The sequence below is a fragment of the Paraburkholderia podalyriae genome (genome assembly GCF_014397785.1).
Lineage (GTDB): Bacteria > Pseudomonadota > Gammaproteobacteria > Burkholderiales > Burkholderiaceae > Paraburkholderia > Paraburkholderia podalyriae.
On sequence record NZ_VZQQ01000084.1, the window covers coordinates 1 to 21291 of the forward strand.

Genomic DNA, 21291 nt, shown 5'->3' on the forward strand with positions numbered 1-21291 from the left:
AGGCCTCAAACTGTCGAAAAATAAGCTGGATTCACGTTGAAATTTCGTAATGCAGAAAATTGCGCGGCGGTAGCCGCGCAGAGCGATGGACGTTGCTTTTGGAGGGGTGTATTTCCGCAGCCTGTTAAGGCCCTGATATGCTGAATGCTTTAGTCTCAAGTTAGCTATTTTCAAATCACAATCAGTGAGAATTTTAGCGATATGTCGTTGCTCTGAAATCGGCGGGCAAGGAATAGGCGTTTCCCTAACCTGCTTGAGGCTAATTTGTGGATACGCCTGACCGGTCAATATCGCACCATAATACTTCGCATAAAAATCTTGCTTGAGGCATTGATATACATATTCAGCGTCGTAATCGTCTTTGATTCGGATGCGCGCTATATGCTGATTGATGTTGGCAATAGGGTAATCAGCCGATGCTCTCGCGACTCTGCCGATATTGCCGGTAATGGTCATAAGAACATCTCCTGGTTCAACCTGAGAGCGAATCATCTGTTGATGAGCCTCTGCCCGTATGAAATTCATCCCTTTAGGGTTAAATCCGTTGTCGGTCACGCACTCGCTTCGGAAGAATGGGATGCCGGATTCAGAGGTTGCCCAATCAAATCCATAGGTGGTCGGCGTCCCGCCTTTAGTAATAAACGCCGATGTACTTTCCAATGTTCGTATATTCCACGTCGCCGGAATGTGGCCAAACTCACTGTCCTTGAACTGAGCATGTGGAACCCACCGCTCATCCTCGTCTCGCATACCGAATCCCCGGCTGAATAGCGTCTGCATCAACCCGCGCTTGAGCGCCTGGGTGGCCTCAACCTGGCAGTCAACCACATCGAGCTTTGCGTCTACGGACGACAGAATGGCGGCGATTTTTTCTTGTTCGACGAAAGGTGGAAGTGCGATAGGGGTTTCTCGAACTTGCTGGAGACTGATTTGTGGGTAGGCCTGTCCGGTAAGGATGGCTCTATAGTGAGTGGCATATCCGTCATGCCTTAGGCAGTGGTATACATATTGCGCACTTGCGCCCCTCTCCTCCAGTATCCTGACGCGTGCGATGTGCTGATTGATATTGGCCGTTTCGTATTTCTCGGACGCCTTAGCAACGCGACCAACGTTGCCGGTAATGGTCATTAAAAGGTCCCCGGGCTTCACTTCAGAACGACTCATTTGAAGATGCGCTTCGACTTGGATGTAGTTCATTCCCTTTGGATTGAATCCGGCGTCAGTCACGCACTCGCTTCTGAAAAATGGAATTCCATCAGCTTCGGCAGCCCATGCAAAACCGTAGGTAGTTGGGGTCCCACCTTTCGTTATGAATTCAGAAATCGTCTCAAGACGCTTGATTTCCCAGCTGGCCGGAACGGGGCCGACAACAGTCTCGACGTACATCTCAGTCATTTGACTAGCCCCAATTCGGTCAAGTATTCATTTAACCTTGCATCAATCTCTGCCTCTTGTTCACCCAATGCCGCCAAATGCGCCAAAGTCGCAGCTACGTCAACAGTCTCCTGGGCTTCGCCGTTATCGATGTAGCGAGCGATATTGAGGTTGCCGTCGTTCTTTCGGATTTCATCCAACGTCACCGTACGGCAGTAGTTCTCCACCTCGGTCTGGTTGTCAAACGCAGCCTTGTGTGTAGCCACAATGCGGGTGATGTCTTCCGGACGCAGCGTGTTTTGCGCCTTGCCCTCGAGATAGTCGGAGCTGGCGTCGATGATGATGACCTTGCCCTTCAGCGCTGCCGGTTTGCGTTTGTTCAGCACCAACACGCAGGCCGGGATACCAGTGTTGTAGAACAATGCGGCGGGCAAGCCGATGACAGCTTCGATGAGGTCGCCCGGCAGGTTGCCGTTTGCGGAATCGGTGCCGAACAGCAGCCCCTCACGAATCTTGCCTTCCTCGCCGCTGCGGAACAGCACGCCGTGCGGCAGGATGACGCCCATTCGGCCATCGGCCTTCAGGCTGGCAAGCATGTGTTGCGCAAAGGCAAGGTCGGCATAGCCACGTGGCGGAATGCCGTAGCCAAACCGGCCATACGGGTCGCTCACCTGTTTGTAGTTGGGCGCCTTGGGCTTCTTCTCGCCGTCCTGCCCGGCTTCGGCGGCCAGCTCCAGCGGCGTCCACCAGGCCTTGGCCGAGAACGGCGGGTTCGCAATCACCCGGTCGAAGGTCTTAAGGTAGTCGCCGTCCAGGTGTTTAGGTTCGACCAGCGTGTCACCGCGTTCAATCTCAGCACGCATGTTGTGCAGGTAGAGGTTGAGCTTCGCGATGGCCCAGGTGCCTAGGTTCTTTTCCTGGCCGTAAAGCAGCACATTGGGCTTGTTGCCCATGAGCGTGCCGCCCGGCAGCCGGGAGATATGGTGGGCGCTTTCCACCAGCATGCCACCGCTGCCACAAGTGGGGTCGTACACGCTCATGCCCGGCTGCGGGTCGAGCAACTCGACGACCAGCTGCACCACACTCTTGGGCGTATAAAATTCGCCGCCCTTCTTGCCAGCGTCATCGGCGAACTGCTTGATGAGGTACTCGTAGGCATCCCCCAGCATGTCGGCCTTGTAGAGGTCTTCATTGCCGAGCTTGTACTGATTGAAGTGACGCAGCAGGCGTTGCAACGTGTGGTCGGACAGCACACGCTTGTCGCCATACTGAGTTGCTGTCAGCACATGCTGCAGGTCGGTGCCCTTCACGCCCGCTTCGATGTCGTGGAAGGCCTTGTCCAGGGCTTCGCCGATGTTCTCGGTGCGGGTAATAAGCCAGCCCCAGCGGGCTGTCGACGGGAAGGCGCCTTGGTCTTCACAGACCTCGGCGTCGGCTTCTTCGCGGCTTAGACCTTCTTCGGTCATCAACTGGTTCACACGCTCTTCAAATACGTCGTTAAAGCGCTTGAGGAACAAGAGGCCAAAGATGTAGTTCTTGAAATCGGAGGAGTCGATGGAGCCGCGCAGGATGTTCGCGGATTCCCAGAGCCAACTTTCCAGGGTGTCGAGTGTCAGTTGATTGGCCATGATGGTTGTTCGATTCTGAAGATGGTGCATGTGCGTTGACCTGTGAAGGGTGCGGCCGAATTCCGTGGACGCGCACCTTTCACAAAGCCTCAACGCTTGGCGACAGCGGACATTCGTATATCGCTCATTGAGCAAACCGCAATGAGCAGTCTCGGGCTGCATTTTACCTGTGGCGCTTCGACTGCCAGAGAAAATAGCTTGGCGCCTTGCAGCGGGACGGAAGAATCCGGGGCATTGCCCGTCCAGCTTGAAAATTCCCCTTTTGTTTGATTTCTGTAAACCAGATGCGGTCGTGACCACGATGGGTGCCGGCGCCGGTTGACCGAAGTACCCGGTCCGTACTATCGGTGTGTCGTTGACTGCATGTGCGACGAGGGCCGTCGCGAATCTTCGGACGGCCGTAGCTGCTCAACGTGAGCGCATTTTGAACTGGCAGTCAAATCGTCGTCGGTCATGACCGAATCCTGTGCGATGGTGGGCTAAGACTGGGGCGGTTTGTCCGAGAGGTGTCTGAACCGCACTCTAACGTTTCCGAAAACTGAGCGTTTCCCGATACACATCGGCCGCCGCCGTCTTTGCTCCTTGGCCCCCACTTCTCAAGAGTTCTCGCGATGTTTGAGAATTCTCAAGTCTAATGAGAATCCCAGGACGCAAATAGTTGGCAATCATTTTGTCCGATTTCATCGGCAATCACCGCGGCATTCTTGAGTCGGCGCCCGCTCTTTTGGGGAACGCGTTGTCACTGCGCTGAGACCGATTGTGGGCAGCACCTCGGTCCAGAACCTCTATCTGAATACGGGTCATGGCACGCTCGGCTGGACAATGTCGTGTGGTGCAGCGCAGCTGCTCGCGGATTTGGTTTCAGGGAAGCAGCCGGCAATTCGACACGATGACCTCAACGTTTCCCGCTACGCGAAGAACTCGCCCGCTCCGGCTGAATTCAACCTGAGCTGAGCGCGTTGCATGCATCAGCAGTGGCACCCGGCCGCACTTGCGTATAACGCGACGATTCGCCAGTTCGAGAATTAAGCGGCGGCGCTGGGAATGAGTAGCCGAACGGCCTCGACCAAGCGCTTGCGGTCGTTTTTCTTTTGACACTTCGAGGCACCGCTCGCTTGCGAGATGCCGAGCATGTTGTCCGCATCGCGCCGGGCCGGCGTTACTGGCTGTAGACCTTACTCACTCAGCAAAGATGTTGATGCACTGCGCCATTCGGTTTCGACTACCCGTGGTTATCAATCCAGGCACGTGCCCAAGCCAGGCCGGCGTGTTGCGCTTCCTCTTCTGTGTCGAAGTAAGCCAGGATGCCTGAGGCTTCGACCAGTTTGCCGTTCACGGTTATTGTCCCACTTGCCGCATAACGCTCGGGCTGGAGGATTTCCTCCCGCTGCAGAATTGCGTGCCCCCAGATACTGTGGCCCTGATAGGACTGCGACTCCATCAGCGGGCGACCTCAACCGATGCTCCGTGAGCCGTCACGCGAAGCACGTTGCCCTCGGGGGTTATCTGGCGCGGAATATCCGACATGTCTGGTTCGCTCGCAGGAACGGCTTCTTGCAAGTTGCGCTGCTTTGCCATGAGATTGGGCGACGGTGTGAGGGCACGCCGCGGATGCACGTTCACCGAATGCGGAGACACATGTCGATGAGATGCGACCTTCCGCGTAGCCCTGACGTGTTTGGGCATGGTCGCACGTGCCTCTGGCGGATTCCATACCTCTGAGTATGTGCCAGTTGCAAACGCAGCGGGCGCGAGGGTGGCCATCAATAACGCCAGTCCAATTCTTTTCAAAATTTCTCCTTACCGGCTGCTCGTTTCAGCCAATCCTTGCAACCAACACCCTGTCCGACGCATTCGCCGTCACAGCCGGGACAATATTGCCGGTCCCGTATGTCAGAGTTGGCACGCCAGACGTTTTCGCTCACCGGACTTGCTGTCCCAACGGCGCGGCCATTTTCGCATGCGTAAAAGACAGGCTCACCAGCTATTCCGCGCCTAATCGCATCGTCAATCGCCTCGTCTCCGAAGGCTGAACGCAGTTTTGCGACGAACATAGCCATCTCCGGCATCGGATGGTCGACCTGCCGAACGCGTGCATCCATGATTCAGCCCTTGTTAAAAAGTATCGGTTCACTCTTGAGGATTTGCGTGTACGATACTGTATAAATATACAGGTTTTTGAGCCTCTAATGTCCACTGCTACCGTCCTTGCTGAGGAGATACACCCGTCCCTGTGGCGGGCGTCGCAGCTCGCGCGCGGTCGCGGACGGGTTGTCGAGACTGGGTATCCGGTGCTGTCGGCAGAGCTGCCGGGGGGCGGCTGGCCTGTCGGAGCGCTAGTCGACCTGCTGGTCCAGCAAGCCGGTGTGGGCGAACTGCGACTGCTGCGTCCAGCACTCAGTGCCGCGGGAAATCGGCCAGTTGCATTCGTGCAGCCGCCTCATACCCCTGACGGACTGGGGCTGAATTACATCGGCCTTTCCTTGGACCAGGTGCTCCGTGTGAACGCACACAAAACTGCGGATGCGCTGTGGTCGGCGGAGCAAATTCTTCGTGCCGGCAGTTGTGGCGCGCTGATTTTCTGGACGCAGTACGCGCAGGCTTCGTCGCTCCGACGTCTGCACCTTGCTGCCCAGTCATCGGAAACGCTGTTCATCATGGTCCGGCCGCTGGCCTCTGCGCAGGATGCATCACCCGCGCTGCTGCGGCTGGCGCTCAGACCATCGGCTGACGGTCTGACTGTGGACATTGTGAAACGACGAGGGCCCTCTCGCGCAGAGCCCCTGTCGATTCCCCTTCAACCAACCCCTGTTCTGCTTTCCCGCCATGCGCGTCTTTCTCGCCGTTCGTCTGCCGAAGTTGCCGCTCGAGGTCTTCAGACCGAAGTGGTCACCTGAGCCTGCTCACGGCAGCGCCGTGCTCGAGAAAGACAAGGTTGTCATTGCGGATGCCACTGCCCGCACGGCAGGAGTTCGTCTTGGGATGAAGCGCGGCGGTGTGCTGACGCTGTCGCCTGAGACGCAAATGCATGAGCGCGACATGGGTCGCGAAGGCGCAGCACAGCGCGAGGTTGGCATCGCGTTGATGTGCTTCTCGCCTGAGGTCGCATTGCTCGATGAAGCAACGCTCGTCGTCGAGGTCGGCGCGAGTTTGCGCCTCTTTGGCGGCCTGCTTGCGCTGAGTCGCGAGGCGAAGGCCGTCCTCAGTGCGCTCGGCTTCACCGCGCGCATTAGCGCAGCGCCGACTCGCCAGGGCGCCTGGCTGCTTGCGAAGCATGGCAACCGACGAGTATTGAAACTTGCGTCGCTCGAGCATCGTCTCTCCGCGCTGCCAATGGCCGCCGTCCCCGAGGTCCGTCCGTTTTTCGACTGGTTCAATGGCCTTGGTTGCGAGACCATCGCTGACATACGGCGCCTGCCTCGCGGGGGGCTGCAACGCCGGTGTGGCGAACACCTTCTGGATTCTCTCGACCGAGCCTTCGGCATAGCACCTGAACTGTTCGACTCGCTGGAGGCGCCGCCAACCTTCTCCGCGCGCCTCGAAATGCCAGACCGGCTCGAGCACGCAGACGGAGCGATGTTTGCTGCACATCGACTGATTGTGCAGCTATGCGGATGGCTTTGCGCCAAACAACTCGCGGTCACAGGCGTCCGCCTCTCGCTTGAGTACGAGCGTGGCCGTGATGCAATTGAGCCAACCATTGTCGACATCGCGTTGGGAGAACCAATATGGCGCGAAGAGCACCTGGTCAGATTGTTGAAGGAACGGTTGCATCGTATTGAACTGGCCGCGCCGATGATTGCTCTGCGGCTTGACGCCACGAATGTGGAGACTGCAGCGCCAGCGTCCGACACGCTTTTCCCTGAACCGGGTGGTTCGAAAGAGGACCATCAGAAGCTGCTTGAACTGCTTGTCGCACGGCTGGGCGAGGAAAACGTCTTGCGGCCAGCGCCGACAGCGGACCATCGCCCGGAAATTGCGAACCGCTGGATTCCGGTATCGCAGAAGAAAAAGCCGGCCCCCCTCCCGGAAGGTTTGCCGAGGCCCACATGGATGCTCGATACACCCGTGCGCCTATTGATGCGTAAGCATCGCCCGTTCTATGGCTCCCCGTTGCGCATGGTGTCGCCTGGTGAGCGCATTGAAGCCGGCTGGTTTGATGGAGAACTCGTCACACGCGACTATTTCATCGCGCAGGGGGAGGACACGAGCTGTTACTGGATTTTCCGGGAACGCGTCAGCAGCCGCGATGCGGAAGAAGAACAACGCTGGTTCCTCCACGGCCTCTTCGGGTGATGTGTCGTGGACACGACCTTCAATATCCTTCCGGCGTATGCCGAGCTTTTTTGCCGGTCCAACTTCTCGTTTCTGCGAGGTGCCTCGCACGCAGAAGAGCTTGCTGAGCGCGCGGCGCAGCTGGGTTACTCAGCGATTGCCGTCACCGATGAGTGCTCACTGGCTGGCGTGGTGCGCGCTCACGTCGCCGCGAAGGCAGCGAAGCTTCCTTTTATCGTCGGCGCCTACTTCAAGCTGGTGAACGCGGATGGGGCGCCGGCATTCGGACTTATCCTTCTCGCGAAGAATCGTGAGGGATACGGCAACCTGTCCGAACTCGTCACGCTTGCGCGGACCAGAGCGCCTAAGGGTGAATATCGGCTCACCCCGCAGGACCTGTCGCGACCAGACAAGGATTATCGTCATCTGCTCGGCGTGCCGGATTGCCTCGCGATTCTCGTGCCGGATTTCCCTGCGAAAGAGGACGTTCTGGAAGCACAGGTCGAGTGGCTCGATGACACGTTCATTGGTCGCGCGTGGGTCGGTCTCGTTCTCCACCAGCGGGCGATGGACGACATTCACCGGGGTGCGATTGAGTTTGTCGCTCGCAACTTCGATGTTCCCGTAGTTGCGCTCGGCGACGTTGTCATGCATGTGCGCTCGAGGAAGCCATTGCAAGACACGATGACTGCCATCCGCGTCGGCAAGCCCGTTCACGAATGTGGCTATGACCTCGCGCCCAACGCAGAACAGCATCTGCGCTCGCGGTTGCGGCTGGCCAACCTGTATCCGAATGATGCGCTCGCCGCGACCGTAGACATTGCGAGTCGCTGCGCTTTTTCGCTCGATGAACTGCGCTACGAATATCCCGATGAACTGGTGCCCGCAGGCATTACACCGGCTGCGTATCTCCGGCAGGAGACATACATCGGCGCGCAGCGACGCTTTCCATCTGGCATTCCGCACAAAGTGCAGGAGCAGATTGAACACGAGCTGGAACTGATTGCCGACCTGCAATACGAACCGTACTTTCTCACTGTCTATGACATCGTGCGTTTCGCGCGGAGCCAGCACATCCTATGTCAGGGGCGCGGGTCGGCTGCCAATTCCGCAGTCTGTTACTGCCTCGGGGTCACCGAGGTGGACCCAGCGCGCGGAAACATGTTGTTCGAGAGATTCATCAGCAAGGAGCGCGGGGAGCCACCGGACATTGATGTGGACTTCGAGCACCAGCGACGCGAAGAGGTCATTCACTACATCTACCGGAAATACGGTCGTGACCGTGCAGCAATCGCAGCCGCAGTGTCGACGTATCGGCCTCGAGGCGCATTACGCGAGACGGGAAAGGCACTCGGCGTTGACCCGCAGATAGTTGACCTGGTCGCCAAGTCGCACCATTGGTTCGATAACAGCCAGGACCTCCTGAAGCGTTTCGCCGAGTCCGGCCTTGACCCGGAGAGGCCGCTTATCCAGGCGTGGGCAAGACTTGCGTCGCAGTTGCTCGGTTTTCCGCGACACCTGTCACAGCACTCAGGCGGCTTTGTCATCAGCCGCGGCAAGCTCACGCGCCTTGTTCCGGTTGAAAACGCAGCGATGGCAGACCGCAGCGTTATTGAGTGGGACAAAGACGATTTAGAGTCGCTCGGACTTTTGAAAATCGATGTGCTTGCGCTCGGGATGCTGTCGGCCATCCGGCGAACGCTCGACATCGTGTCGGAGCAGCGCGGCGAACGTTTCGAAATGCAGGACATCCCTGCAGAGGACCCGGCGACGTACGCGATGATTTCGACGACGGACACCGTTGGCGTGTTTCAGATTGAGTCGCGGGCACAAATGAGCATGCTGCCGCGCATGCAGCCACGCACCTTTTACGACCTGGTCATTGAAGTAGCCATCGTTCGCCCAGGTCCGATACAAGGTGGCGCTGTTCATCCCTACCTGCAGCGGCGGCAGGGCTTCGAGCCCGTGACCTATCCAAGCGATGCGCTGAAGACTGCGCTTGGCCGTACGCTCGGCGTGCCGATTTTTCAGGAGCAGGTGATGCAGGTTGCCATCCTGGCAGCTGGTTTTACGCCCGGCGAGGCCGATGGGTTACGGAGAGCGATGGCCGCCTGGAAGCGCAAAGGCGGCCTGGAAAAATACTACAACCGCATTGTGGTCGGCATGCAGGAACGCGGGTACGACCTTGCCTTCGCCGAGTCGATTTTTGAGCAGATTAAAGGCTTCGGTGAGTATGGCTTCCCGGAGAGCCATGCCGCCAGTTTCGCGTTGCTTGTGTACGCGAGCAGCTGGTTGAAGTGCCACAAACCAGAAGCGTTCCTCACCGCGATGCTGAACTCGCAGCCGATGGGCTTTTACTCGCCTTCGCAGTTGGTGCAGGACGCGCAGCGCCATGATGTGGAGGTATTGCCAGTAGATGTCGCCATCAGCGGATGGGATTCGTCACTTGAACACAGTGCTGGCGCGAGCCGACCTGCTGTCCGTCTCGGTCTGTCGCTGCTTCGCGGCATGAAGGACGGTGCTGCAGAACGAATCGAGAACGCTCGAGCGGTCCGGCCGTTCGAAAGCGTTAGCGACCTTGCCCGCAGAGCGCAGCTTGACCGGAAGGACCTGCATGTCCTCGCTGACGCAAACGCGTTGGCATCTCTTGCCGGAAACAGGCGGGAAGCTCTTTGGCAGTCGGTCGCGGCCGTGCCGGACAAAGACATGCTTGCCATCGCCTCGGTAGAGGATGAGACGCCGGAGTTGGGCGCGCCGACTGAAGCGCACGACATCGTCGCAGACTACAGGTCTGTCGGATTGACGTTAGGACGGCACCCGCTCGAACTGCTCCGGCCACAACTGCTCGCAAACCGGCTGATGCCCGCGTCGACGCTGCGCACCTATCGGGACGGGCGGCTCGCACGAGGCTGCGGACTTGTGACGGTGCGCCAACGCCCCGGAACTGCCAAAGGGGTCATGTTTGTCACCCTCGAGGATGAGACGGGCAATGTCAACGTTATTGTCTGGCCAAGCCTGCTGGAGAAGCAAAGGAAGGAGGCGCTTGGGGCGTCGTTACTTGCCGTGTATGGGACGTGGCAATGTCAGGGAGAAGTTCTACATCTTGTCGCGCAGAGGCTTGTCGACATGTCTCATCTGCTCGGCGGCTTAACCACTGCGAGCCGGAATTTTTGCTGACCAGACATTGCGTCCGAACTCATGACTGCCTGTATTGGAGAACGCGTATCATCGGAACACGAAACGGAGGCGTGCATGTGCTATTCGGCCCAGATTCAAGCTGATTACCGAAAATTCGTGCGCACCTTTGGTGCCATCATGGACATAGGCGAATTCGCTCGGCTGTTTTTCGAGCGCGCCGAAGGTATCAGCAAAGCGAAGGTGCCCAAGGCGATGGAAGATGCCTTCGCCGACCCACAGACTGACGACGAGCGCCGAATTAAAGCCGCCATCGACAAGTTCAATGCGGGCCAGACTTCGAAGCTCGAGCAGGACCTGTTCAAGCAACGTAAGCGACTGGCGGACGCCGAACGCACGCTTAAAACGAAGGTCACGAAGGCCGCCACCGAAAGTCAGCGAATCGCTACGGACAAAATCGGCTGGACGCTTACCAAGCTTGAAGACATACAGCGAACCGTGCCGAAGGCACGCGATTCTCGCATATTCCCGGGCCACTACGCGCCGGTCATGGTCATGGAAAATGGCCAGCGCGTCGTCAAACCAATGCGCTACCAGTGTCGCATTGCGGGCAAACCTGCAAGCTATGACGTGAAGTATCCGGGAACCTACAATGCTCGCCGCGACAATCTTGAGGGGTTCTGGAAGCCGTGCTTCGGGCACACGCACGGTGTAATGCTCGTTGATGTGTTCTACGAGAATGTCAGCAAGGCCAAGATGGAAGGGACACTATCAGAGACACATGAGCGAGATGAAAATGTTGTCCTCGAGTTTCGTCCGAGCAACGGTGAGCTCATGCTGGTCGCTTGTCTTTGGTCTCGCTGGTCAGCGCCGGGCGAACCCGATTTGTTGTCATTTGCCGCCATCACCGACGAGCCGCCCGCAGAGGTTGCGGCAGCCGGCCATGACCGATGCATCATTCCCATCAGGCTAGAAAACATCGACGCGTGGCTGAACCCGGACGCGTCAGACCTCGCGGCCTCGTATGCCGTCCTTGATGATAAGGAGCGACCGTACTACGAGCATCGCCTAGCTGCGTGACCATTCGCTCGGAACCCATTACTGTTGGCGCTTAAGCGCTCGCAGCGCAGACTGGCACAGAGCCTATACCTTTTCGAATTTCGGCTCAAGCCCTTCGAGGCGCAACCTGAATCCTTCGATGTAGACGGCCTCATTTAGCCCCCTGAGCGCTTGCGCCACTTTCACTTTGTCTCCGCCATATTCCTTCGGCGATGCCAGCCGTTTCAGGATGGCTGCTAGTTCCTCTCTTGAGCATTGCTTCAGGCAATCCAGCACCCACCAAACTCGCGTACTCCCATCGTGGACAAACCGCGGCAAGCCAGCCCTGGCGAAAAACGCCGTAAGCTGCGACGACGTTCGATATTGAGGATAGTCGTCACCGTTGCCACAAATGAAATTCGCGACTTTCTCCAGGGTGTTTTCATCCATTCTTTTTGCACCTACATTTGGGCAATCCGCAGGCGTCTGGTCGATTTATCGCTGGAAGCATACATCATTTACCCTCTTCCACTTAGCGAGGTCGGTAGTCACGTCCGACCACTATGCAAAAGGCATGGTGATGATTGAGCGTCGTTGCACATAGTACGACCGAAGAAGCGTAGAGGAGGCTTGCGACTAGGCGAACTTCGTTTTTGTTTTTGATTCGAAAGCCGCCGACGGTCTATGGGCTTCGCCGGCCGGACGCATTCTCGCCGGCTATCACGGCTGCTACGAGCATCGACTGCCAGCCCGAGCTGATAGATTTTTGCCGCACCATAGGACATTGAGGCTACGGGAATCGAACCGGCCAGGCCCATTGCGGCGCTGCTTCGCTAGCGCGACTCTGCGTCATTCCGGTAGCTCGGTGCGATTGTGCAGTACGGGTTTCGGTTGTTTCAGGAGGCCGCAAGCTGCGGAATCGGAGCCAAGTTTACCTAATGGCGCTAGTCGAGGCGAGCCATGGCTTCGGGCTGGATATGGAGCGAATTACGAAATTCGGCCGGATTGGTCCGGTTGTCTCGGGCATTTTTGCGGCCGCGAAGGATGGGCGACGGCGTCACGCTGCAGTTTTAATAGTTTCGCTTAAGCCTTGCTCCGGCTGGCTTAAGCGAAAACTTGTTCCCGCTTAAGTGAAACTTTTCGCTGGTCGGTAAGTGAAACTATTAGAAGCGGCTAACCCCAAAACGGTAAGCCGACTGCGGACTCCACCGTCACCGACTTCGCCAGATTCCGCAAGAAATCCACACTCACCCCGAGATTGGGCCGTAGCGCGGCCACCGGACGCTACCGACGGATACACCGTAGGCGGCTGGCTGCTACCTCACCCAGGTCCACTATGGATTCGGCTAGAATTCGGTGCCCGTCGCCGCTGCAGTCACGGCGGTGCTGCCATCGGCGGAACACGAACGGACGCACGAGCCGCGGGTCGCTGACGCCTGGTCGCCTGCCCGGGGGGCCGGGTTGGCCGCGACACCCTCGATATGACAGCCTGCGTAATCGCCCGAGGATTTGCCCGGGACAGCGGTTATATGGCTATGTAAAGGGCCCTGCGCCGGACCTGATGCCGAGGGCTACGCCGTACCGAACGGGCGCCCGTCCTCCGTCTCATTCAGCCCAGCCCCCCAACCGGCTATTGCGTGTGCCGGCGAGGTGTGCCAGAATCGCGTCACGGACTGCAGCCAAGTCCTTGATTTGACAGGCACCTTTTTATACTGGGCGCGAATCTCACCGCCTCCGCCAGATTCGAGGCAAAAGCCCCGTACAGTCAAAGATTTACGGGGCTTTCGTTTTTTTGACCCACAAAATAACCACGTCGCGGTCGGCAACCTCGATAAAGCGGTCTCGGTATGGGCGTCTCATCTTTCTTGGCATGCGTCAGTTTGAGGCAGCGCCGCCCGATGATGGAAGCTTGGGCGGCGCATATCATGAACTATCGATTAGCTGCTAATGCAACCGTCGATGATTCAAAGCCACGACATCTAATTTCCGCCCATTTCATCTGACATCATCTCAAGTTCGCTTGCCCTATCGAACACCGACCGCAACATGAAATCGAGGCTCGTTCCCCGAGTAGCACCGAAAGAGCCTGACACATGTTCGGCGAGAAAATTATAGTTATCATCCCGCCACGTGATCCATTCGTGCTGCACCTTGTCTAGATATGTCTTATCCTCGGGCGCGAGTTTTTTGGCTGCATTCGCGAAAGCGATATTTAGTCGCTTCTTTTGCACCGCAATCTCCGCAGTAACGCAATCAGCTTGCGCATCACTGCTGGATGCTACTTTACTGCATCGTGCGAATTGTTGTGAGTAATTTCGGTCCTCGGCATTGACGACAGCGGATAGCAACACGAAAAAAACACAGAGAATTTTCATATTTTTCATAAATCATTAAACCCCACTTTTTATAGAAAGCAATATGTCTCTGAGTTGGTTTGTCGACGGCATAAATGCGCGATTGGCCGAAGAATCATAATACGACTGGGTTCCATCCGATATTCTGCCACCTTGAATTGCACGTCCACTAGGCGCAGCAATTGACGCCCACTCTTTGGCTGCCGCAAATTGCGCATCATCCGCAGTTCCAACGCCGTTTTTCACAAATGCCGCAAGTGCGCCCCCTCCGGCCTTGCCTATCAAATACTCTCTGAACACACGCTCCTGCATATCCGCATCGTACTTCTCATCGCCGGTTAGATTCATTGCGACTTTTGCGTTGCGCAGGGTAGAAATAACCGTCTGATATTTCCCAGTTGCAAAGAGCCGATTGTGGTCAGTGCCTGACAAGGACTCGGTTCCAATTATTTCGTTAATCGTTTTGTCAGTAACTGCACCTGGCGACGGATGTCTGGGCGAATAACCAACCTTTCCACCGGGAACGTCCTTGGTGCCAGAATTATACGATTCGTAGCCACCTTCCCCACCAGAAATGATATCCCCGATTTTTCGAATTAACTCATCAAGACTGTTTGCCGATTTAAAGAAATTTCCCACCAGCCCAATTGGATTTATGTGATACACATCAGAGTCGGGGAACCCGGAGACACCAGCCGCCACCTCATCCCACCACACGAGTTTGGCGACGCGCTTCTGCTCTTCCTCGTGCTGCGGCTTGGGCCCCGTCTGCTTCTCCAACTCGGCGATCAACTGCTTCCATTTTTCCGGGTTCGCCCACTCGCTCTCGTGCCTGACGATCAGCCGGGACGCCGCCTGCATCAGCCACGGATACCCGCCACGCTCAGTCTGTGACAGCATGCATAGCTCATCAGCTGCCTGCTTCCCATCGCCTTTCCTGAACAGGGCGTCGTACACCTTGAGCATCAACGGACTGAGATTCGAACGCGAAGCGGGGTCGGCAACACTCGCGCCGCTCGCATAATCCACCCACTTCCGGGTGGTCGCAAAAATCGTATGCGCCGGATCATGGGCATCCGTCAGGCACTCGAAGTCGATCCACTTCTGCGCGAATTCCGGCGTCACCCGGCCGCCCGGGTGATTGAAGTCGCACACCCAGCCGTCGATTGGTTGGCCCAGTGCATTCACGCCGTCGACATGCCACCAGCTCACCGGCCAACCCGGATCGGGATGCGGATCCGGCTCGGGGACCCGTCGATTCGAATCGCGCGCCAGTTCGGCGAGCGAGTACACCTGAACGGTGTCCGTCTTTCTCGACTGCGGGTCAGCGCCAGGGACAAACCTGTTGTCCTCAGTACGTTGACACAGCACCGTGCCCGGTGCGATCCGCAGGATCGTCGGCCCGGATGGCAGGCCCACTGCCGCCCAGTCCTCCTTGTGCGGACCGTGCTGGTTGACCCACGCGCGGCCCTGTTCGAGGAACGGCTGGATGCTGTCGTCGCAGAACACCTCGATGTGCGCCATCCGCGTCCCGGACGTGCACCCGTTCAGCGAGTCATACCGGCCGAGGTGGCCGATCAGGTCGCCCGCCTTGATCGGGACGCCGCCTTGTGTTCCCTGAGGATCGCCCGGGCTGCATGTCTGATCCGTTGTGACAATCACACGGTCGAAATTCGATTCAGGGATGTGCTCTTCGGCGACCGGGCCGCCATTCTGCGTGCCCAGGTAAATCCAGCCATTGATAGCCACGGAAGGCGCGACATAGCCGCCTGCCTCAGGCGGATACAGCGTTGCTCCATTCAGGTGCGTTACCTGGCCCCATGCTGCACCCTGTACCGTCTCCGTCTTGCCTATGCTGACGCTCGCACCCTGCGGCAGGATGCCAAGAACGGAGCCGTTAGGCGTCTTGCGTACATGCAAACCGACCTGCGACGGGTCCGCGAGCTGACCAGCACGACCCCGCAGAGGCTTGTCCTGCGCGTGCTGCGTCACCCGCCACTGCCGCGACCAGTACGCCGGTTTCTGCCGCTTCGGGAAGTTGCTGTCGTAGTCGGCGTTCGACATCAGGTGCATGTACAGGCTGTAGAACGTCAGCTTCGTGCCGCGCGGAAACTCCATCTCGTGCCGCACGAGGGCAAAGCCCGTACTGTAGGGGGCTCGAAGCGGTACGTTACTGCCGTCCACGCTCACTTCGCTGATCGGATAGTCGCTGTCGGCGCGATAGGCGACCAGCACGCCATTTGCGATGCAGCGTAGTCCCGCGTCAAGGTCGAGCGCCTGCCCAGCGCCGGCCTCGGTGATGTGAATCCCGCCGTGCCACATGCCCTTGCGGCTGACGAGATACGCGCCGGACGGCTCGTTCAAGGCCAGCAGCCGGTAAATCTCGTGCTCATCGGTGAACTGCACTGAAGGTCGGGCATTGTCTTGTGCCTTGCGCAGGAAGGGAAAGACAAATGCCAGTTGCTTGAGGCTGGGCGGTGGTGGCGTTTGCGGGTGATGCGGTACCGACTTGCTCGTCATGGATTCGGTGCACTCCTTATAGATGAGGTCGCACCACCTTATGACGGATCGAGGGCCAGCATCAATGCGGCGCGCTCTGAATTTATGCAAACAATTGTCAAATGAAAATCTGCCGCTTCGCTGCTGCCGGTGGCCTTAGTTGTCCTCTACCGGTCGAGCTTGTATCGGGTCAAAGTCCGCCAGCCGTGCGCTACCCTTCTTGAGTTTTCTTTGCGCATCGTGCCGCCACGCTTCGTCAACAACATGTTGCCATTCGGTTGGTGTGGCTCGCGCTGCCGTTCCAGCGCTTCGGCAGCAGCTTGTCGCGGTGGCCGCGCACCGTCGCCCGGTCGAGAACCGGTTCGATGCGTCCGCGAATGCGCGACGCGTTTTGGGCTTTCGTCGCGCACATCGGCTCCAGCACCTTCATGACGAGCGCGGTTCGATAAGACGTCGCGCACGCGGCGACCGTCATGCCCCTTGCCTTTTCGACCTTCGCCGCCGTCCTCTCACCCTGCTGGGCGTCGAGCGGATCAACGCCGTCAAGTAGCTGGCGCCAGCATTCGCGCGCACGCTGGCGGGCGTCGGCCAGTCCGACAGTGCGCAGAGGTCCGAGACCCAGTCCAGGACTTGATGCGCGCCGTCGTGATTTGCAGATACAGGCCATTGCGGCCGCAGTAGTCGCCCGCCTCGGCGGTACGATTAACGAATGCGTGGGTAAGTCGGCAAACTGCCTTAGCCATGAGCCAGATTCCGTGGCACTCTAACCCCGTCACTTCTCATGAATGACGTGGCTTTGCTTTAGCGACTCTGAAAACGCTGACGGTTTCGAACGTGTTGAATTCAAACCGGCCGCCTGCTCAACACACTTCAGGCAGGCATCGAAAAGCGAGCGGAGATTCGCACATCCCGCTCCCGCCATCACGAGCTAAACCACCGCCACCGCCTCAACCTCAATCTTGAACCCATAGTGCAATTGCGGCACCGGCACGACCGCGCGCGCGGGTTTTGCGTCGCCGGCCCAGCGCGCGTAGATCTGATTGAAGCTCGCCCAATGTTCGACATCGACGACATACACGCGCACCTGCACCAGTTGCGCGACGCTGCTGCCGACGCTTTCGAGCGCCGCCTTCACATTGGCCAGAACCTGTTCGGCTTGCGCGTCGAATGGCGCATCGGCGAGCTTCTCGCCCTGCGCATTGATCGGCAGTTGCCCGGACACGAACACGAAGCCATTCGCCACCGCGACATGACTGTAGTGACCGCCGGGTTTCGCGAGCGCGGCGGGGTTGTCGGTGTGTGGCAATCGCGGGGCGTGCGTGCTATCGGTCATCAACCACTCCAGAAGTGAAAATCTCGGAGCGGTTCATCGCCGTGATGCTCACGGCGCAGCGCGCATCACGCGTCCGCCATCTCGAGCTTCTCGCGCGCATCCGCGCAGCGACGATTCAGATCGCGATGCATCAACTGGCTATCGAGCAATGCCGATACATCCGTCAAACCGTGATCAAAGCGCAACACGTATTCGATGTCGGTGTAATCGTAATAGGCGCCGCTGTCGGCTAGCCGTTGCGCTTCGGCGAATGCGGCATGCTGCCGTTCGCCGTTCATCAGGTCTTTGATCGCCATGATTGCCGCTCCGAGGAACAGTGGCTTCATCATAGCAATGCAAACTGCCGCGCACGGTGGTGCGCGCGCAACACCAGGTTTTTTCCGGAGACGGCCCGGGTGAACTCATGCGTTGACCGATCCTCGCAGCCGGGGTAGCACAAGCGTCATACACTTTTCACGCCGTTTTCACAGCGCTCACGCCGCCGCAACCGGCGATTTCGTCGCATGCCAGCGCCTCACGAACAAGCGTCCGACAAAGCACAGGCAGCCCGCGGCGCCGACCACGATCCCCATGCCCTTCGGGGTGCCGTCCTGCCACAGTCCGACCGCGAGGCTCGACAACGCGCCGAGCGCGAGCTGCACCGCGCCGAACACGGCCGCCGCGGCGCCCGCGTTGGCGGGGTAGCGATGCATCAGATCGGTCGTGCAGTTGGCGGACAACACGCCCACCACGCTGACGACGAAGAACAGCCCGAACACGATCGACCACAAGCCGCCCCACCCCGTCAGCGACACGATGGACACGAACAGCGACGCGACGAAGCTCACGGTGGCCGCGAACGAGATGATCGGCACCAGCCCGAGCCGGCCCACGAGCCGCGTGTTCAGGTAATTGCCGAACATGATGCCGGCGATATTCAGCGCGAACAGGAAGCCATAGTGCTGTGCGGAGACGTGGAAGTACTCGATGTACACGAATGGCGTCGCCGTGATGTACGCGAACATCGACGCGAACGCCATGCCGCCGCACAGCATATGTCCCCACGCGACCGGATCGCGCAGTAGCGTGCCGTACGCACCAAACGACTTCAGCAGCGCCGACTGCGCGCGCATCTCGCGCGGCCAGGTCTCCGGCACTTTCAGAAATGCGGTCAGCGCGCACGCTGAACCGAACAGCGTCAGCGCGACGAACACGGCGCGCCAGCCGCCCACCAGCAGCAACTGTCCGCCGATCAGCGGCGCGAGCAGCGGACCGATCGCGGTGACGATGGCGATCATCGACAGTACGCGCGCCGCGTCGCCCGGCTCGTGCGCGTCGCGCGCGATCGCGCGAGCGAGCACCGACGCCGCGCCCGCGCCCAACGCCTGCACGAAGCGGAAGCCGACCAGCGAGCCGATCGAGACTGACAGCGCGCAGGCGATGCTCGCGAGCGCATACATGATGATGCCGCCAAGCAGGATCGGCCGGCGGCCATACGTATCGGACAGCGGACCGTACAGCAGCATGCCGATCGAAAAGCCGAACATGAAGCTCGTGAGCGTCGATTGCGCGGCGCCCGTGCCGACCGCGAAGGCCTGCGCGATGGTCGGCAGGCTTGGCAGATACATGTCGATGGAAATCGGCCCGCACGCGGCCAGCGCGCCGAGCAACAGAATCAGCCGGCCATCGGGCCGGCGTTTGATGACGTGAGGCATGGGGAAATCCGGATGGAACGCCGCGCCGGCATCGGCAGCGGAACGCGTGAAGCGGGAACGGTCATCGGCTGACCGGCTCGATTGTACGCGACGGTTAATCCGCTGACCGCGCACGTGCCGCGCTGCGTTGAGGTCGCGCGACAACGCCGCGCGGCGCATCCATCGTCGATCGGTTAAGCTGCTGCCTGGCTATCCGGCGCACTTATCTATGCGCAGCTTGACGTCGCGCAACGCGTTTCCCCTGATCCCGTTCGAACCCGCGATGACTGCCTTCCTGCTGATCTGGAGCCCGAAAAAGTGGCCGTGGCCAGAGTTGCCCGACATCGCGAAACGCGTGGCGGCCGGCGACGCGGTGGCCGACGTGTGGGGCTGCGGCTTCGCCAGCGGCATCCTGCCCGGCGATCGCGTGTTCCTGCATCGCGTCGCGCAAGAGCCGAAGGGCATCTTCGGCTCGGGCTACGCGACGCGCGCGCCCTACGAAGTCCCGGACGCGTCGACCAAACGCGGCCACCGGCTGTGCATCGACTTCGTCGATGAATTTTAGTAACCAAATGGATGAGAAATCACTGCCACTCACGCGCCGCACGGGCCTCTCGCCTGATTGCACACTCCCCCTGTTGTGAAATCAAGAGGTCGAGTTCTCGGGTCAGTTCACTCAAATCGCTTACGTTGGAGGCGAAAAATTTCCTCTTGAGCTTCGCGTAGGTTTACCCTTAGGACGTTCAATTCGGATTCTCCATCCGAAACCGCCGTGTTCATTTCCGAGATTTTTGCCTTTAGTTGCTCGGCCTCGCGAAACAGTTCCCCGTTTTGTCCCATTAACTCGGAAATATGCGCGTTCTGCTTCTCCAATAAATCGGAGAGCTTCTGGAGGTCACCCGTTGCACTTTCACCCGTTGGCGGTCCATCGCTCACCGTTGACGTCTTACGGCGCTTATCTTTGATATCCGAGAGTTCCGTAAGGACCCAGTTTCGTTTAGGCGTATGTAGGAGCCGTAAACTGCAACTAGCCAACTGAGCAACAATTTCCTGCGTTGCTGGCAGGGTGGGGTTCTCACGCAATGTGCTTAGAGCGCTGTTCAAGCGCTCGGTCATTCCCGCATATTTATCACTTTTGTACTCTTCAAGACTCATTGTTGGTCAGCTTCCAGTTGATTGAGCATGCTTTCGTAGATAGCGACCTGCTCCAAATAGAAGTGCTTTGCGTGCGCAAGGGTCGGGTCGCTGGCCTTGAGCTTATTTCTTGCAAGCCTCTTTTCAATCGCCTCCCGATGAGTCGCCGGCACAACCGAGTTATCGCAATCTCGCGGGTTACAGTGAAGGTCGCCTAAACACGGTGGTGTTTCCAACAACTCGTTAGGAACTGCTAGATTCAAAGTACAAACCCCGACCCCGGACACAAAGATTGGCAACGGATTTTTGGCAAGCTTTTGGATGTACTCGCGTCTCGATTCGCCAAATAGGGCCATGCCTTGGAAGAAAGCCTCAACCCGCTTTTTATGTGCATCAGCCCCCGCTCCAGCAAAATTCTTGCCTTCGCCCCAAAGTCCGGAAGCCATCTCCATTCTTCCTCGCTCGACGGCGTCAGCCCCAGTGATTGTAGCAAGCAGAACTCGCGGTAAATTTCCGTAGCCAAGGGTAGACTTCGCCGGTATTCCTCGTGACATCGCTTGGGCTGCATAAGAGAGGTGCTTCAGCTGGACACTTATGTAGGACAGCCGTACCTCCATACGTGCCAGTTGGTCTACCAACCCTTCCCTAAACTGGTGGCAATGGAGGCGCCAATTAGAGAAGGCACCCGACTTATCTATGCTGATAAGGTACCTCTTCAACCGTAAGCGCCCGGCAATGTCACCTTGAACCGGCGGGTCATGAAAGCGACGATCGTGTCCACCTATTTTTTTAATGGACACGTGTACGCTATGAACGAAAATGAAGTGGGTTCTGAAGTGGTGCGGCCG

Annotated in this window: 17 protein-coding genes and 2 pseudogenes; 6 read left to right on the top strand and 13 right to left on the bottom strand. The window is 58.4% G+C overall.

All coding sequences use genetic code 11. From position 1 onward, the window contains the following. Together F6X42_RS38125 and F6X42_RS38130 are read right to left on the bottom strand one after the other, a co-directional pair. Positions 1–1395, bottom strand: a 1395-nt coding sequence (locus F6X42_RS38125) for a restriction endonuclease subunit S (protein ID WP_187639031.1), incomplete at its 3' end; no start/stop codon positions are given. After that, a complete protein-coding gene (locus F6X42_RS38130) occupies positions 1392–3002 on the bottom strand; it encodes a type I restriction-modification system subunit M (RefSeq protein WP_187639032.1) in 1611 nt (536 codons plus the stop codon). The genes F6X42_RS38125 and F6X42_RS38130, both read right to left, overlap by 4 nt. Before the next feature lie 753 nt (positions 3003–3755). On the opposite strand from F6X42_RS38130, the pseudogene F6X42_RS38135 reads away from it, so the two are divergent. Further along, positions 3756–3956: pseudogene (locus F6X42_RS38135) on the top strand (FAD-dependent oxidoreductase); the annotation flags it as partial. A gap of 268 nt (positions 3957–4224) precedes the next feature. Here the strand turns inward: F6X42_RS38135 and F6X42_RS38140 are convergent. Together F6X42_RS38140 and F6X42_RS38145 are read right to left on the bottom strand one after the other, a co-directional pair. Beyond that, positions 4225–4443, bottom strand: coding sequence for a DUF6566 family protein (locus F6X42_RS38140; protein WP_187639033.1), 219 nt, complete (start codon positions 4441–4443; stop codon positions 4225–4227). A 346-nt stretch (positions 4444–4789) separates the two neighbouring features. After that, a complete protein-coding gene (locus tag F6X42_RS38145) occupies positions 4790–5104 on the bottom strand; it encodes a hypothetical protein (protein WP_187639034.1) in 315 nt (104 codons plus the stop codon). An 87-nt stretch (positions 5105–5191) separates the two neighbouring features. Between F6X42_RS38145 and imuA the strand changes: the two genes are divergently transcribed. The 4 genes from imuA to F6X42_RS38165 all read left to right on the top strand — a co-directional run bounded on the left by imuA (position 5192) and on the right by F6X42_RS38165 (position 11492). Further along, positions 5192–5899, top strand: coding sequence for a translesion DNA synthesis-associated protein ImuA (gene imuA / locus F6X42_RS38150; RefSeq protein WP_187639035.1), 708 nt, complete (start codon positions 5192–5194; stop codon positions 5897–5899). Continuing rightward, complete coding sequence (locus F6X42_RS38155) at positions 5829–7298, top strand: Y-family DNA polymerase (RefSeq protein ID WP_187639036.1); 1470 nt, start codon at positions 5829–5831, stop codon at positions 7296–7298. Before imuA ends, F6X42_RS38155 begins: the two co-directional genes overlap by 71 nt. 6 nt (positions 7299–7304) lie before the next feature. Further along, positions 7305–10454 carry an error-prone DNA polymerase gene (locus F6X42_RS38160; RefSeq protein WP_187639037.1) on the top strand — a complete coding sequence of 1050 codons (3150 nt, stop codon included), beginning with the start codon at positions 7305–7307 and terminating at the stop codon, positions 10452–10454. Positions 10455–10529: 75 nt separating this feature from the next. Beyond that, positions 10530–11492, top strand: a complete 963-nt coding sequence (locus F6X42_RS38165; RefSeq protein ID WP_187639038.1) for an SOS response-associated peptidase family protein — start codon at positions 10530–10532, stop codon at positions 11490–11492. Between the two features lie 63 nt (positions 11493–11555). On the opposite strand, the gene F6X42_RS38170 is transcribed toward F6X42_RS38165, so the two are convergent. The 7 genes from F6X42_RS38170 to F6X42_RS38200 form a co-directional block, all read right to left on the bottom strand. Continuing rightward, positions 11556–11900, bottom strand: a complete 345-nt coding sequence (locus F6X42_RS38170) for a hypothetical protein (RefSeq protein ID WP_187639039.1) — start codon at positions 11898–11900, stop codon at positions 11556–11558. Between the two features lie 1529 nt (positions 11901–13429). Next, positions 13430–13834, bottom strand: coding sequence for a lysozyme inhibitor LprI family protein (locus F6X42_RS38175; RefSeq protein ID WP_187639040.1), 405 nt, complete (start codon positions 13832–13834; stop codon positions 13430–13432). Positions 13835–13840: 6 nt separating this feature from the next. Next, entirely contained in the window at positions 13841–16324 is a 2484-nt protein-coding gene (locus F6X42_RS38180; protein WP_246530454.1) for a glycoside hydrolase family 19 protein, read from the bottom strand. A gap of 235 nt (positions 16325–16559) precedes the next feature. After that, entirely contained in the window at positions 16560–16733 is a 174-nt protein-coding gene (locus tag F6X42_RS38185) for a hypothetical protein (RefSeq protein ID WP_187639041.1), read from the bottom strand. Between the two features lie 498 nt (positions 16734–17231). Beyond that, on the bottom strand, positions 17232–17636 hold the full coding sequence (locus F6X42_RS38190) for a RidA family protein (RefSeq protein ID WP_187639042.1): 405 nt from the start codon (positions 17634–17636) through the stop codon (positions 17232–17234). A gap of 65 nt (positions 17637–17701) precedes the next feature. Next, positions 17702–17932, bottom strand: coding sequence for a hypothetical protein (locus F6X42_RS38195; RefSeq protein ID WP_187639043.1), 231 nt, complete (start codon positions 17930–17932; stop codon positions 17702–17704). A 177-nt stretch (positions 17933–18109) separates the two neighbouring features. Beyond that, positions 18110–19330 carry a Bcr/CflA family multidrug efflux MFS transporter gene (locus tag F6X42_RS38200; RefSeq protein ID WP_187639044.1) on the bottom strand — a complete coding sequence of 407 codons (1221 nt, stop codon included), beginning with the start codon at positions 19328–19330 and terminating at the stop codon, positions 18110–18112. Positions 19331–19592: 262 nt separating this feature from the next. Here F6X42_RS38200 and F6X42_RS38205 point away from each other — a divergent pair. Further along, positions 19593–19862 (top strand): annotated as a pseudogene (locus tag F6X42_RS38205) (hypothetical protein); the annotation flags it as partial. A 119-nt stretch (positions 19863–19981) separates the two neighbouring features. Here F6X42_RS38205 and F6X42_RS38210 read toward each other — a convergent pair. Both F6X42_RS38210 and F6X42_RS38215 read right to left on the bottom strand, forming a co-directional pair. Then, complete coding sequence (locus F6X42_RS38210) at positions 19982–20464, bottom strand: hypothetical protein (protein ID WP_187639045.1); 483 nt, start codon at positions 20462–20464, stop codon at positions 19982–19984. After that, positions 20461–20895, bottom strand: coding sequence for a hypothetical protein (locus F6X42_RS38215; RefSeq protein ID WP_187639046.1), 435 nt, complete (start codon positions 20893–20895; stop codon positions 20461–20463). Before F6X42_RS38215 ends, F6X42_RS38210 begins: the two co-directional genes overlap by 4 nt. Between the last annotated feature and the right edge of the window lie 396 nt (positions 20896–21291).

Excerpts from the sequence above, each read along its gene's own strand:
- F6X42_RS38140 (WP_187639033.1), bottom strand. The coding sequence starts at position 4,443 with ATGGAGTCGCAGTCCTATCAGGGCCACAGTATCTGGGGGCACGCAATT.
- F6X42_RS38180 (WP_246530454.1), bottom strand. The coding sequence starts at position 16,324 with ATGACGAGCAAGTCGGTACCGCATCACCCGCAAACGCCACCACCGCCC.
- F6X42_RS38210 (WP_187639045.1), bottom strand. The coding sequence starts at position 20,464 with ATGAGTCTTGAAGAGTACAAAAGTGATAAATATGCGGGAATGACCGAG.
- F6X42_RS38185 (WP_187639041.1), bottom strand. The coding sequence starts at position 16,733 with ATGAAGGTGCTGGAGCCGATGTGCGCGACGAAAGCCCAAAACGCGTCG.
- F6X42_RS38155 (WP_187639036.1), top strand. The coding sequence starts at position 5,829 with ATGCGCGTCTTTCTCGCCGTTCGTCTGCCGAAGTTGCCGCTCGAGGTC.
- F6X42_RS38145 (WP_187639034.1), bottom strand. The coding sequence starts at position 5,104 with ATGGATGCACGCGTTCGGCAGGTCGACCATCCGATGCCGGAGATGGCT.
- F6X42_RS38170 (WP_187639039.1), bottom strand. The coding sequence starts at position 11,900 with ATGGATGAAAACACCCTGGAGAAAGTCGCGAATTTCATTTGTGGCAAC.
- F6X42_RS38215 (WP_187639046.1), bottom strand. The coding sequence starts at position 20,895 with ATGGAGATGGCTTCCGGACTTTGGGGCGAAGGCAAGAATTTTGCTGGA.
- F6X42_RS38200 (WP_187639044.1), bottom strand. The coding sequence starts at position 19,330 with ATGCCTCACGTCATCAAACGCCGGCCCGATGGCCGGCTGATTCTGTTG.
- F6X42_RS38175 (WP_187639040.1), bottom strand. The coding sequence starts at position 13,834 with ATGAAAAATATGAAAATTCTCTGTGTTTTTTTCGTGTTGCTATCCGCT.
- F6X42_RS38195 (WP_187639043.1), bottom strand. The coding sequence starts at position 17,932 with ATGGCGATCAAAGACCTGATGAACGGCGAACGGCAGCATGCCGCATTC.
- F6X42_RS38130 (WP_187639032.1), bottom strand. The coding sequence starts at position 3,002 with ATGGCCAATCAACTGACACTCGACACCCTGGAAAGTTGGCTCTGGGAA.
- F6X42_RS38190 (WP_187639042.1), bottom strand. The coding sequence starts at position 17,636 with ATGACCGATAGCACGCACGCCCCGCGATTGCCACACACCGACAACCCC.
- imuA (WP_187639035.1), top strand. The coding sequence starts at position 5,192 with ATGTCCACTGCTACCGTCCTTGCTGAGGAGATACACCCGTCCCTGTGG.
- F6X42_RS38165 (WP_187639038.1), top strand. The coding sequence starts at position 10,530 with ATGTGCTATTCGGCCCAGATTCAAGCTGATTACCGAAAATTCGTGCGC.